Source organism: Polynucleobacter sp. MWH-HuK1 (assembly GCF_018881815.1).
GTDB lineage: Bacteria > Pseudomonadota > Gammaproteobacteria > Burkholderiales > Burkholderiaceae > Polynucleobacter.
Map to the genome: position 1 here is coordinate 1,276,528 of NZ_JACVPP010000001.1, position 13,048 is coordinate 1,289,575.

Annotated in this window: 10 protein-coding genes; 9 read left to right on the forward strand and 1 reads right to left on the reverse strand. The window is 47.3% G+C overall.

Translation table 11 applies throughout. From position 1 onward, the window contains the following. Positions 1-6 precede the first annotated feature (6 nt). From ICE93_RS06615 to ICE93_RS06630, 4 genes are all read left to right on the forward strand, one after another. Complete coding sequence (locus ICE93_RS06615; RefSeq protein WP_216188301.1) at positions 7-1,071, forward strand: microcin C ABC transporter permease YejB; 1,065 nt, start codon at positions 7-9, stop codon at positions 1,069-1,071. Beyond that, entirely contained in the window at positions 1,068-2,093 is a 1,026-nt protein-coding gene (locus ICE93_RS06620) for an ABC transporter permease (protein ID WP_216186708.1), read from the forward strand. Before ICE93_RS06615 ends, ICE93_RS06620 begins: the two co-directional genes overlap by 4 nt. Next, positions 2,090-3,727 carry an ABC transporter ATP-binding protein gene (locus tag ICE93_RS06625; RefSeq protein WP_216186710.1) on the forward strand — a complete coding sequence of 546 codons (1,638 nt, stop codon included), beginning with the start codon at positions 2,090-2,092 and terminating at the stop codon, positions 3,725-3,727. Before ICE93_RS06620 ends, ICE93_RS06625 begins: the two co-directional genes overlap by 4 nt. 147 nt (positions 3,728-3,874) lie before the next feature. Beyond that, complete coding sequence (locus tag ICE93_RS06630) at positions 3,875-4,522, forward strand: C40 family peptidase (protein ID WP_216186712.1); 648 nt, start codon at positions 3,875-3,877, stop codon at positions 4,520-4,522. 29 nt (positions 4,523-4,551) lie between these two features. On the opposite strand, the gene ICE93_RS06635 is transcribed toward ICE93_RS06630, so the two are convergent. Then, entirely contained in the window at positions 4,552-5,475 is a 924-nt protein-coding gene (locus tag ICE93_RS06635) for a patatin-like phospholipase family protein (RefSeq protein ID WP_216186714.1), read from the reverse strand. A gap of 163 nt (positions 5,476-5,638) precedes the next feature. Here ICE93_RS06635 and scpB point away from each other — a divergent pair, with 163 nt between their 5' ends. The 5 genes from scpB to infB all read left to right on the forward strand — a co-directional run bounded on the left by scpB (position 5,639) and on the right by infB (position 13,047). Next, positions 5,639-6,379, forward strand: coding sequence for an SMC-Scp complex subunit ScpB (scpB, locus tag ICE93_RS06640; protein WP_216186716.1), 741 nt, complete (start codon positions 5,639-5,641; stop codon positions 6,377-6,379). A gap of 6 nt (positions 6,380-6,385) precedes the next feature. Continuing rightward, on the forward strand, positions 6,386-8,146 hold the full coding sequence (locus ICE93_RS06645) for a pseudouridine synthase (RefSeq protein WP_216186718.1): 1,761 nt from the start codon (positions 6,386-6,388) through the stop codon (positions 8,144-8,146). A gap of 173 nt (positions 8,147-8,319) precedes the next feature. After that, positions 8,320-8,811, forward strand: a complete 492-nt coding sequence (rimP, locus tag ICE93_RS06650) for a ribosome maturation factor RimP (RefSeq protein ID WP_216186720.1) — start codon at positions 8,320-8,322, stop codon at positions 8,809-8,811. Then, positions 8,808-10,289 carry a transcription termination factor NusA gene (nusA, locus tag ICE93_RS06655; protein WP_216186722.1) on the forward strand — a complete coding sequence of 494 codons (1,482 nt, stop codon included), beginning with the start codon at positions 8,808-8,810 and terminating at the stop codon, positions 10,287-10,289. Before rimP ends, nusA begins: the two co-directional genes overlap by 4 nt. A 13-nt stretch (positions 10,290-10,302) precedes the next feature. Further along, a complete protein-coding gene (gene infB / locus ICE93_RS06660) occupies positions 10,303-13,047 on the forward strand; it encodes a translation initiation factor IF-2 (protein WP_216186724.1) in 2,745 nt (914 codons plus the stop codon). Position 13,048: the final 1 nt, after the last annotated feature.

The window sequence follows — 13,048 nt, forward strand, 5'->3', positions numbered from 1 at the left end:
GGTCAAATGCGCGCCTATATCTTTAAGCGCCTGCTCTTGATGATCCCAACGATCTTGGGTGTATTAACTCTCACCTTTGCCGTAGTGCAATTTGTTCCAGGTGGTCCAGTAGAGCAAATGGTATTGGAGTTAAAAGGTAAAGGTAGTGCAGCGACTGGCGGCTCAGAGTCATCGGGCTCTGGTGCAACGTATCGCGGTCGTCAAGGTGTTGATGCACAACGCCTGGAAGAGGTGAAAGCCTTGTATGGTTTTGATAAGCCACCCCTTGAGCGTTATTTCATGATGTTGGGTCGCTTTGCTCGATTCGATTTAGGTCAAAGTTATTACCAGCACGAAAGCGTATGGCGTTTAGTTGTCTCAAAATTGCCGGTGTCGATCAGCATCGGTTTATGGACTTTCTTTATTACCTATTTAGTCTCGATTCCTTTGGGTATTGCGAAGGCGGTACGTGATGGCTCACGTTTCGATGCCATTACTAGTAGCATGATTCTTGTGGGTTATGCGATTCCTGGATTTGTGTTGGGTGTCTTATTGCTGGTGGTATTTGGCGGGGGAAGTTTTTTACAGATCTTCCCGCTAAGAGGTCTAACCTCTGATAACTGGAGCGATCTCAGTCTCATTGGCAAGGTGATGGATTACTTGTGGCATTTGGTGTTACCAATTACAGCATCCGTTCTAGGAAGCTTTGCAGTGGTGACCATGTTGACTAAGAACTCATTTCTAGAAGAGATACGTAAGCAATACGTTCTGACTGCGCGCGCAAAAGGGCTTACTGAAAAGCAAGTTCTTTGGAAGCATGTCTTCCGCAATGCTCTTTTGCCACTGGTCACAGGTTTCCCTGCAGCGTTTATTGGCGCATTCTTTACGGGCTCCTTGTTGATAGAGACTTTGTTCTCTTTGGATGGACTTGGCTTGCTTTCGTATGAGTCAGTGATGCGCCGCGACTATCCAGTCGTATTTGGCACTCTCTACCTATTCACCTTAATTGGTTTATTTACGAAGCTGATTTCTGATCTTTGCTATGTATACATCGACCCACGCATTCAGTTTGGTGCGGGAGGTAGTTCATGAATCGTTGGCAACGCTTTAAGAATAGTCGCATGGGCTACGCTAGCCTATGGATATTCATGGTACTTTTTGGTTTATCGATGTGTGCCGAGTTCATTGCCAATGACAAGCCTTTAGTGGTTCGCTATGAAGGCCATTTCTATTTCCCGATCGTGAAGAGCCAGCCAGAAACGGTTTTTGGCGGAGACTTCGCCACCCCGACTGATTTCTTAGATCCAGATATTCGTCATAACATCACGAGTAACGGTAATTGGGCAATTTACCCGCCGATTCACTACAGCTATGAGACGCTCAATTACTTCTCTAAGGTGCCTAATCCAGCACCACCATCTTGGGAGAACTGGTTAGGGACCGATGATCGTGGGCGCGATGTTTTAGCACGCCTCATCTACGGCTTTCGCTTATCCATTCTTTTTGGGTTGGCGCTCACTATTGTTGGCGTTACTGTTGGCATTATTACTGGATCCTTGATGGGATTCTTTGGTGGCAAGTTTGATTTGATTTCTCAGCGATTGATTGAAATTTGGTCGGCTATGCCAGAGTTGTACTTGCTCATTATTTTTGCTTCGATCTTTAACCCTAGCGTTTCCTTGCTCATCATTTTGCTGGCAGCCTTTGGTTGGATGGGTTTATCGGATTACGTTCGTGCAGAATTCTTCCGTAACCGTGCCTTGGAGTATGTGCGCGCAGCTAGAGCCTTGGGTTTAACAAATGTGCAAATCATGTGGCGCCATATATTGCCTAATAGTTTGACTCCAGTGATTACCTTTTTACCGTTCCGCATGAGTGCAGCCATTCTTTCTTTAACGAGCTTGGATTTCTTGGGCTTGGGAGTGCCGCCAGGGACGCCAAGCTTGGGCGAATTATTATCTCAAGGCAAGAGTAATCTCGATGCATGGTGGATCTCTTTATCTACTTTTGCGGTCTTGGTGACAACATTGCTGCTGTTGACCTTTATGGGCGAGGCATTGCGCAACGCATTTGATTCTCGTAAAGCTGGCTTGATGAGTGGGAGTCGCTCATGAGCTTGTTGCGCTATGAAGATCTTTGTATTTCATTTGGGGCAGGTCGCCGCGAAAAGTTTGCCGTGAATCATCTTGATTTGGAAATCGGCATAGGTGAGCGGGTTGCTCTCGTTGGCGAGTCGGGTTCTGGTAAGACTCTGACTGCATTAGCGCCACTGAGACTTGAGCCAGAGGGTGCGAAAGTTTCTGGAAAGATTCTATGGAATAGAAAAGACGGGAAGGGTGAAGTAGATTTACTTTCCATGTCTATTCAAGACATTCGAGAGATTCGTGGTCGTGAGATTGCGATGGTGTTTCAGGAGCCGATGACGGCTTTGAATCCATTGTTTACTGTGGGCAATCAAATTATCGAAGCAGTGCAGATCTATCAACCTTTGATCTCTAAAACAGATGCGATAGAAGCTGCAGTTGATTTGCTGCGCAAGACCGGCATTCCTGAGCCTGAGCGTCGTTTTCATTCTTATCCACATCAACTCTCTGGCGGTCAGAGACAGCGCGCCATGATTGCCATGGCTTTGGCATGCAAGCCGCGCCTTCTGATTGCAGATGAACCTACAACTGCATTGGATGTGAGTTTGCGTTTGCAGATCTTAGATTTACTCAAAGAGTTGCAAGAGGAGTCTAAAGATGATGGTGGCATGGGAATTTTATTGATTACCCATGACCTCAATTTGGTGAAACACTTTGCGCAGCGTGTTGCCGTCTTGAACCAAGGTAATCTGATGGAGTCTGGTTCTACCAAGCAAGTGTTTGATCACCCCAAAGATCCATACACTCGCGCTTTAGTAAATAGTGAGCCTGTACGTGACCTAGCGCCACTGATGCCATTGGCACCAGTACTACTAAAAACGGAAGAGCTATCAGTAGCCTACCCAAGCTCTGAGTCAGTATCTTGGTTTAAAAAAGCGCCGCCACATAAAGTTCTGAAAAAAGTTAGCTTCTCGCTGAAACAAGGTCAAACCATTGGCGTGATTGGTGAGTCTGGTTCTGGCAAGACAACCTTAGGCATGGCCGTCTTGGGACTATTGGGCGACACTGCAGCAGAAGTAACGGGTGATGTTGATGTGCTTGGTAATAATTGGCAGAAACTCAAACCTGTGGAGAGAAGAGCGCTGCGCTCGAGTCTGCAAGTGATCTTTCAGGATCCCTTTGGCTCTCTATCACCACGCATGAATGTATTGCAAATCGTTTCCGAAGGTTTGGATGTGCACTTTCCAAAGCTGTCGACAGCAGATCGAGAAACCCGTGTGGTCGACATGCTCAAAGAGGTTGGCCTGGATCGTTCGGCGTTATTACGTTATCCCCATGAGTTTTCTGGTGGTCAGCGCCAACGCATTGCAATTGCACGAGCACTTATTCTGCGTCCGCAAATTTTGGTTCTAGACGAGCCAACCTCTGCATTGGATGTTTCTATTCAGAAGCAGGTGCTTGCCTTATTGACCGAGCTACAGAAAAAGTACAACTTAGCCTATCTCATGATTAGTCACGATTTGGCAGTGATTAGAGCAATGTCACATGAGGTAATGGTTCTCAAAGGCGGCAAAGTGGTTGAGTTCGGCGATACCGAAACCCTCATTAAGCACCCCCGGCAGACCTATACGAAAGAGCTTTTTGCAGCTGCAGAGCTAACTTAGTAAGGTCTGGAGAAGGGGGTAAATTCCTGCTAAATGAGCTAATTTGGTGCATTTGCCCCTCTTTAGTGAAAATTTGTCTTTATAAACAAGGGCTTGGGTCTAAATTGAAGACTTGGTAAATTAAGGGTTCTTTGTTAAACTGATTCGATGTCATTGAAAAAAACAATGCTTTCAAAACTTCTGAGCTTTGGTCTGGGCGCATTCATTTGCGTCTCCACTTTTGCGGCCGACCCTGTGGCCGAGGCAAGTACAGATGCGGCTGTGCCTAAAGAAAGCATGTTCCAAGCAGGGCGCTCTTATATCGCCCGCGTTTCTGATCGATTGGCAGATACCGTTACAGGTAAATCAGAAGAGTTAATCAACCGCGCCATGGAAGTGATTGGCGTGCGTTATCGCTGGGATACAGAGTTGCCGCAGTCTGGATTAGACGGCAGTAGTTTTGTTGGCTATGTCTTTAAAGACAAGCTTGGATTTTTATTGCCACGTAAATCTACTCAGATGAGTCGTGTTGGCAAACCCATTACTCGTGAAGAGTTGCAACCAGGCGATCTCGTATTCTTCAACACCATGCGTTTAACTTTTTCTCATGTTGGTATTTACGTGGGCGATAACAAATTTATTCATTCGCCTTCTAAGGGTACGAATGTCAGAGTCGATGATCTCGGCAGTCTCTACTGGGATAAGCGTTTTGATGGCGCGCGCCGTTTAGATGGTAGCGACAATCTCAATGATTCAGAGCGTCAAGAACTTCTCAACGAAGTAAAAAATCTTAAGCGTAAGTCACGCAATCTTTAAGACAATAAGGCTACTAAGCCTTATACCTATTAGCCTTTCAGCTTTTCCTTAATGAGCGTCATTTGTTCTTGTGCTGCTGCCTCGCCAGCAAGAATAGCTGCGTTTCTGGATTTGAAATCCCCGCCACCCATTTGTTTTAATTGTGGCTGAATCACAATGTCAGCACTTTTTAATTCGTACTGATTGATGCTTCGTTGCATAATGGAAATGGTTTGTTGCAAGACACCAAGAGTTCCACTGGCGTCTTGATGGACCGGTTCGGAAGAAATATTGACTGCAATCACTAAAGTTGCACCCATTTGTCTTGCGTAGCTGACGGGCACCGGCGCCACTAAGCCACCATCTAGATATTCTTTGCCACTAATAACTGCAGGCTGAAAAACGCCGGGTACACTGCAAGAGGCGCGCACTGCCAAACCGGTATTACCTGTTCTAAATAAAATACCTTTGCCTGACTGCAGCTCAGTAGCAACAATGCCTAGGGGTATGCGCATTTGTTCAATGGATTTGTTTTGCACCTCACGGTTCACCATATTTTGGAGAGCATCTCCTTTAATAAGACCTCCAAATCGGCCGGCAAAAGGGAGTCCCCAGTCGGCAATAGTGGCCTCATCTAGGTTGAGGGCCAAACGGTTGAGTTCGTTGCCGGTGGCGCCTGAGGCTAATAAAGCGGCAATCACGCTTCCAGCACTGCTGCCAACAACAATGTCAGGTCTAATGCCTTGAGCTTCTAAGGCCTTAATAACGCCTACATGAGCGAAGCCTCGGGCTGCCCCAGCCCCCAAAACCAAGCCAACAACCGGTTTTTTGCTGCTCATCAGACTGCAGGAGCTCAAGCCTGCACCCCCAAGAATGGTGCCCACGCCAATCCCAAGGCTCAGGAGCTTACGACGCCCTATATAGACTGGGGCATCAGATGCCAGAAAAAAGGGTTTGGTGTATTTCTTATGCATGTGGCTATTGTATTGAGCCTACCTTATAATGGGCGCAAGGTGAACGAAAAGGACTTCGTTTCAGCGCGGACATATGCCAATAAGAACTGATGAGATGGATTGTCCGTAGTCGCTAAAGAACACCAAAACCAATTACTAAATACATTTTTAAAGCCTAGTCAGGATGATTCCTGGTAGCCCGACTTTTATGGATGATCACAATAAGCGCGTAATTGAAACAGCCCTCCTATGCGCGCAGGAGCCACTCACTGTTGCTGATTTGTCTCGCTTGTTTGTTGAAGACATCACTACGGCGGATATCGATGAGGCATTGGTCGAGCTGCAACGTGCTTGGGACGACAAGGGTATGGAATTGGTGCATATCGCAACAGGTTGGCGTTTTCAGAGCCGTCTGTCGATGCGTGAGTACCTAGATCGCCTCACACCTGAGAAGCCGCCTAAGTATTCACGTGCAGTAATGGAGACCTTGGCCATCATCGCTTATCGCCAGCCAGTGACTCGTGGTGAGATTGAAGAGATTCGTGGTGTAGCAGTTAGCAGTAATGTGATGAAGCAGTTAGAAGATCGTGGTTGGGTTGAGGTCATTGGCCATAAGGAAACAGTTGGCCGTCCTGGTTTATACGCAACGACTAAGCAATTTTTAGATGATCTCAGTCTTACCAATTTACAAAGTCTGCCTATTTTGGAAGACGCGGCACCGATGGCGGCTGCAGAACAATTAGGTCAAGCAGTAATGGAATTTGATCCGTCTGCAACCGTAGAAACAGTCATCATTGATGGCGAAGAACAAGCCATTGAAGTAGAGGCTTTAGAAGTGGCTGAAATCACAGTCGAAGAAGCGGTTATCGAGGTAACAGAAGAAGATACCCCTGAGTCTGAAGGCAAACCAGACGAAACAAAATAATAATTAATGACAAACTCTAACGAAAACGATTCATCCCCGGTAGTAAACCCATCGGCAACCCCATCTCATACAGACTCTGCACCATCAAATGCTGATGGTCAGAAGACTGAGGGGGGAGAGCGCGCGGAACGTGGAGATCGTCGCCCCCGCCGACAAGGTTCTGGAAAGCACCCATTTAATAAGAAGCGCCCCTTTAATAAGGACCGGCCACGCCGTGAAGGTGGCGAAAGCAATGGTCCACGTGAAGGCGGCAACAATCATGGCAGTCAATCTGCCAAATTAGCCCCCAATCCAGCTGAAAGTGAAGCATTATTCGCTTCGGTAGTGTCTGGTGAGTTTGATGCAGCTTTAGATGCTCCAGAAGTTGAAGAAGTTAAAAATCCTGACGGTATAAATGAGAGTGAGATATCTCATCAAACTGGAGCAGAACGTCGCGCACAACGCGCACAACGTTCACGTGAGGACGAAGATCCAGATGCGCCAACTGAAGATGAAGTTAGTAGTTTGCAATTTGCAAACGTAGATGACTTGCCTTTGAGTTTGCGTGATGAAGTGTGGTCAGACCTTGATGGTTTAGATGACGACGCTGATGATGAAGATACTGTTAAGTTGCATAAAGTATTGGCCGACGTTGGCATGGGATCACGTCGCGATATGGAAGACTTGATTATTCAAGGACGGGTTTCTGTAAACGGATTACCGGCACATATTGGTCAACGTATTGGACCAACGGATCAAGTGCGCATTAACGGTAAGCCGGTGCATCGTAAGATTCAGACTAAGCCGCCGCGCGTGATCATGTATCACAAGCCTGCAGGCGAGATTGTCAGTCAATCCGATCCTGAAGGTCGTCCAACGGTATTTGACCGTTTGCCAAAACCGCGTCAAGGTCGCTGGATTGCAGTCGGCCGCTTGGACTTCAATACTGAAGGTTTATTGCTATTTACTACTTCTGGTGAATTAGCGAATCGTTTGATGCATCCGCGTTATGGTGTTGAGCGTGAATACGCTGTTCGCATTTTGGGTGACTTGAGCCAAGAAAACACAGCGCTATTAAAGAGTGGTATTACATTGGACGATGGTCAAGCAAAATTCTTACGCCTAGCAATGGGTGGTGGTGAGGGCGCAAACCGCTGGTACCACGTTGCATTAAACGAAGGACGTAATCGCGAAGTGCGCCGTATGTTTGAAGCAGTTGGCCATACGGTATCTCGCTTGATCAGAACTCGTTATGGTATTTTCTTATTGCCTCCACGATTAAGACGTGGCAAATGGGAAGAAATTGAGACGGGTGGCATTTATAACTTGATGAAATCTGCTGGTCTCAAAATGCCCCAGCCACAAGACAAGGGTCGCAACACCAATCCAAATAGCCGCGATCGACGTCCAGCTGGAGATGATTTTCAGCCTGATCCAATGCAAACCTCAGTTTCTTATTGGGGTTCCCGTGATGCTTTGACATTAGCAAGTGGCCATAGCGGGCTAACGCATCAGGGTAGGGGCGGTAAAGCAGGTAACGGAGGTGGTGCTGGTGATGGGCGCGGCCCGTTCCGAGGACGCACCCATGGTGGTAGACCAGGTCAAGGCGGGCAAGGAAGAAGCGGTCAAAGCCGCAATAAGGCTAAAAAAGTGCACCATGATCAGTCCGCATTTGTGACTGGAACCCCTCAGAACGCTGGAAATGGACCCAAAAGAGGTGTGCCAAAGGGGCGCAAACCTTTCAATAAAGGGTCAAGAAAACCGCGAAATCCAGGCGAAAGCTTCTGATTTGTATCGGTTTTCTCTCAAATAGGCTATAATTTTGGTCTTACAGCAAGATTCTGCTGTTTTTAGTTGTTACCGACTGATGTTGCGATCAACGTAAGTCGGCCTGTTCTGAATTTCGAGAATATGGGCTTTGAAGCCCATTTTTTTTTGCCATTTTGGTATGAAGGAGTGTCGTGAAGGATCAGCAGGTTATTTCTGCAGAGCTGGAAAACTTAGGTTACACGCTAGTTGATATTGAGCGTGAAGCTGGAGGTTTGCTGCGCGTCACAATTGAAAACCCTGATTACGAGCGCATGATTACGGTATTGGATTGCGAGAAGGTTAGTCATCAGTTGAGCTACACCTTGCCAGTTGAAAATATTCCGTATGAGCGCTTAGAGATTTCATCTCCAGGATTGGATCGTCCAGTAAAAACTGCCGCTGATCATGCGCGCTTTGCTGGAATGCAAGCGGATTTGAAATTGCGCGTTGCTGTTGGCAATCGTAAGAATTTTCGTGGTGAGTTGCAAGGTTTGCTGAGTGGTGAATTGAATTCACCGGATGCAAAGTTTGGTTTGGTATTTGAGGGTGCTGATGGTCAGCCTTCTCAATTGGAGTTCTCTTTAGCCGAGGTCGATAAGACTCGGTTGGTCCCTGTTATTGATTTCAAAGGAAGAAAGTCATGAGCCGAGAAGTTCTCATGTTGGCAGACGCGTTAGCGCGTGAAAAGAACGTTGATCAAGCGATCGTATTCGAAGCGTTGGAGATGGCATTGGCCTCTGCAACTAAGAAGCGCTACGCCACAGAAGACGTGGATATCCGCGTTTCGATTGATCGTGATACTGGTGAGTACGAGACCTTCCGTCGTTGGCTGGTAGTGCCGAACGAAGCCGGTTTGCAGGAGCCAGATAAAGAGATTTTGCAATTTGAAGCTCAAGAGCAGCTATCTGATATCGAGGTGGGTGACTACATCGAAGAGCAGATCGAATCTTTAGCTTTTGGTCGTATCGGCGCACAAGCTGCTAAGCAAGTGATCTTGCAGCGCATTCGTGATGCTGAGCGCGAGCAAATTTTGAACGACTACCTTGAGCGTGGCGAAAAAGTCATGACCGGTACTGTGAAGCGTGCCGATAAGAATGGCCTCATTATTGAATCTGGTCGTGTTGAGGCATTGCTGCGTCGTGATCAAATGATTCCTAAAGAGAACTTGCGTTCAGGCGATCGTGTACGCGCTTACATTCTTAAAGTGGATCGTGAAGCACGTGGCCCACAAATTGAACTCTCACGTACTTGCCCAGATTTCTTGATCAAGTTGTTTGAGAACGAAGTTCCAGAGATGGAGCAAGGCTTATTAGAGATCAAAGGCGCTGCCCGCGATCCTGGTATACGCGCAAAGATTGCCGTCATTACTTATGACAAGCGTATCGACCCAATCGGTACTTGCGTTGGCGTTCGTGGCACACGCGTTACTGCAGTGCGTAACGAAGTAGCTGGCGAAGCTGTGGATATCGTGTTGTGGTCTGAAGACCCGGCACAGTTTGTGATTGGTGCTTTGGCTCCAGCCCAAGTGTCTTCTATCGTGGTTGATGAAGAGCGTCACGCAATGGACGTAGTGGTTGATGAAGAGAACTTGGCAATTGCGATTGGCCGAAGCGGACAAAACGTTCGTTTGGCGAGCGATTTGACTGGCTGGCAGATCAATATCATGACTCCAGAAGAGTCTGCTGAGAAAACTGAAAAAGAAGCCTCTTCTGTACGCCAGTTGTTTATGGACAAGTTAGATGTAGACCAAGAAGTGGCTGATATCTTGATTGAAGAAGGTTTCAGCACATTAGAAGAAGTGGCTTACGTACCTCTGTCTGAAATGTTAGAAATCGATTCATTCGACGAAGACACTGTGAATGAGTTGCGTACTCGCGCTCGTGATTCCTTGTTAACAATGGAGTTAGCAAAAGAAGAGCGTATTGGCGAAGTTTCACAAGACTTGCGTTCCCTTGAGGGAATGACCACAGAGTTGATTGCGAAGCTTGCTGAAAATCAAGTACATACCCGTGACGACCTTGCTGAACTGGCTGTTGATGAGCTGGTTGAGGCGACACAAATTGACGAAGAAACTGCGAAAACGCTCATCATGAAAGCGCGCGAACATTGGTTTACTTCATGAGAGGAAGTAGTGCATGGCAACAACAGTAAAAGTACTCGCTAAAGAATTAAAACGTACCGCGCCAGACCTCTTGGAGCAGCTGAAGGCGGCTGGCATCGAAAAAGCTTCTGAGGACGATAGCATTACCGAAAAGGACAAAACGGTCCTGCTCGAGCACTTACAAAAAGCGCACGGTAGCGCTGACACAGGCGCGCGTAAAAAGATTACTTTAATCAAGCGCGAGAGCTCAGAGATTCGTCAGGCAGACTCTGCTGGACGTACTCGTACCGTACAAGTGGAAGTGCGCAAAAAGCGTGTGCTCGTTAAGGCGGGTGATAAGGCTCCTGAGCCAGTAGAAGCTCCAGCAAAAGCGGCGGCTAAAGCTGCGCCAGCTAAACCAGTTATTTCTGAAGAAGAGTTAGAGAAGCGTGCAGCCGAGGCAACTCGCCAAGCTGAGTTACTAGCTCGTCAAGAAGCAGAAATGAAAGCGGCTGAAGAGGCGCGCCAAAAAGAAGTTGCCGCTCCTGTTGTGAAGGAAGTTGCTCCTGTAGATGATGCTCCGGCTGCTGCTGCAGAGAAAAAGGCGACTGCTGATAAAGCTGCAAAAGAGTTAGCCGCAACAAAAGAAAAAGAATTAGCAGACATTCGTGTGCGTCGTGCTGCGGCTGAAGCTGAGGCTTTGGCGATTCGCGATATGATGAGTGCTCCTGCTCGTGTTCTAAAGGCGCCAAGTGAAGTTGCTGCCGAAGAAGCGAAAAAAGGTACTTTACACAAGCCCGCCAAAGCTGAGGGCGCTGAAGACAAGAAGAAGTCCGCAGCTAAAGTTGGCGGCAAAACCATTAAATCTTCCGAGACATCTTCCACTTGGCAAGAGGAGGGCGCCAAGAAACCTGGCGGCTTAAAAACTCGTGGTGATTCATCTGGTGGTGTTGGTGGTTGGCGTTCTGGCGGCGGTCGTAAGAAACAGCGTCAAATCGCTGAAGCAAACGTCGACACAAACTTCCAAGTACCTACTGAGCCGGTTGTGCGTGATGTTCATGTTCCAGAAACGATTACTGTTGCTGAGTTAGCCCATGCAATGGCAGTGAAGAGTGCAGAAGTGATTAAGTTATTGATGGGTATGGGCCAAATGGTCACCATCAACCAAGTACTTGATCAAGATACTGCAATGATCATTGTTGAAGAAATGGGTCACAAAGCCTTTGCTGCGAAACTGGATGATCCAGATTTAGATCTCGGTACCGACGGTCATGATGCGGAGTTATTACCACGTCCCCCAGTTGTAACAGTGATGGGTCACGTTGACCACGGTAAAACATCTTTGCTCGATAAGATTCGTGCAGCAAAAGTGGCTACCGGTGAAGCCGGTGGTATCACTCAGCATATTGGTGCCTACCACGTAGAAACCCCGCGCGGCATGATTACATTCTTGGATACTCCGGGTCACGAAGCCTTTACGGCAATGCGTGCTCGAGGTGCTAAAGCAACTGATATCGTGATTTTGGTGGTTGCTGCTGATGACGGCGTGATGCCGCAAACTAAAGAAGCAATTCATCACGCAATTGCAGGTGGTGTGCCTTTGGTAGTAGCGATCAATAAGATTGATAAACCAGAAGCCAATTCTGAGCGCGTTAAAACAGAATTGGTTGCCGAGCAAGTGGTTCCTGAAGAATACGGTGGCGATGTGCCATTTATTCCGGTGTCCGCAAAAACTGGTGAAGGTATCGATGCTTTGCTAGAGAATGTTCTTTTACAAGCTGAAATCCTGGAGTTGAAAGCACCAAAAGAAGCGCCGGCCCAAGGCTTGGTTATTGAAGCCCGTTTGGATAAAGGTAAGGGACCTGTTGCAACCATCTTGGTTCAATCTGGAACGCTCAAGCGTGGCGATATGTTGCTAGCTGGTTCTACATTTGGTCGCGTGCGCGCCATGATGGATGAGAATGGCAAGCCATGCAACGAAGCTGGTCCATCTATTCCGGTGGAAATTCAAGGTTTATCAGAAGTTCCTGCTGCAGGCGAGGCAGTGCAAGTGGTGCCTGATGAGCGTAAGGCTCGTGAAATTGCACTCTTCCGTCAAGGCAAGTTCCGTGATGTGAAGTTGGCTAAACAGCAAGCAGTCAAACTCGAAACCATGATGGAAAACATGGGTGAAGGCGCGATTGAAGCGAAATTGTTACCACTCATCATCAAAGCAGACGTACAAGGCTCACAAGAAGCTTTATCTCAGTCTCTTATGAAGCTTTCCACTCCAGAAGTGAAGGTGCAAATCGTTCACGCTGCAGTAGGTGGTATTTCTGAAACTGACGTGAATTTAGCGGTTGCTTCTAAGGCCGTCATTATTGGTTTTAACTCCCGTGCCGATGCAGCTGCTCGTAAGCTAGCTGAGAACAATGGTGTGGATATACGTTATCACAACATTATTTATGATGCGGTAGACGAAGTGAAATTAGCCTTGAGCGGTATGTTGACTCCAGATAAGAAAGAAGAAATCACCGGTCTCGTTGAGATTCGTCAAGTCTTCTTGGTGTCTAAAGTTGGCGCAATTGCTGGTTGCTTGGTCGTTGACGGTATCGTTAAGCGCACTTCAAGTGTTCGTCTATTGCGCGATAACGTTGTTGTTTGGACTGGTGAGCTTGATTCCCTCAAGCGCTTCAAGGATGACGCAAAAGAAGTTCGTGCTGGTGTTGAGTGTGGCTTGTCATTAAAAGGCTACAACGACATTAAAGAGGGCGATCAGCTTGAGGTGTTTGAAGTAACTGAAGTTGCACGTTCACTCTAAG

What these genes read in the sequence shown, in the direction of transcription:
- nusA (WP_216186722.1), top strand. Translation starts at nt 8,808, where the DNA reads ATGAGCCGAGAAGTTCTCATGTTGGCAGACGCGTTAGCGCGTGAAAAG.
- ICE93_RS06645 (WP_216186718.1), top strand. Translation starts at nt 6,386, where the DNA reads ATGACAAACTCTAACGAAAACGATTCATCCCCGGTAGTAAACCCATCG.
- ICE93_RS06625 (WP_216186710.1), top strand. Translation starts at nt 2,090, where the DNA reads ATGAGCTTGTTGCGCTATGAAGATCTTTGTATTTCATTTGGGGCAGGT.
- scpB (WP_216186716.1), top strand. Translation starts at nt 5,639, where the DNA reads ATGATTCCTGGTAGCCCGACTTTTATGGATGATCACAATAAGCGCGTA.
- ICE93_RS06630 (WP_216186712.1), top strand. Translation starts at nt 3,875, where the DNA reads ATGTCATTGAAAAAAACAATGCTTTCAAAACTTCTGAGCTTTGGTCTG.
- ICE93_RS06635 (WP_216186714.1), bottom strand. Translation starts at nt 5,475, where the DNA reads ATGCATAAGAAATACACCAAACCCTTTTTTCTGGCATCTGATGCCCCA.
- ICE93_RS06615 (WP_216188301.1), top strand. Translation starts at nt 7, where the DNA reads ATGCGCGCCTATATCTTTAAGCGCCTGCTCTTGATGATCCCAACGATC.
- infB (WP_216186724.1), top strand. Translation starts at nt 10,303, where the DNA reads ATGGCAACAACAGTAAAAGTACTCGCTAAAGAATTAAAACGTACCGCG.
- ICE93_RS06620 (WP_216186708.1), top strand. Translation starts at nt 1,068, where the DNA reads ATGAATCGTTGGCAACGCTTTAAGAATAGTCGCATGGGCTACGCTAGC.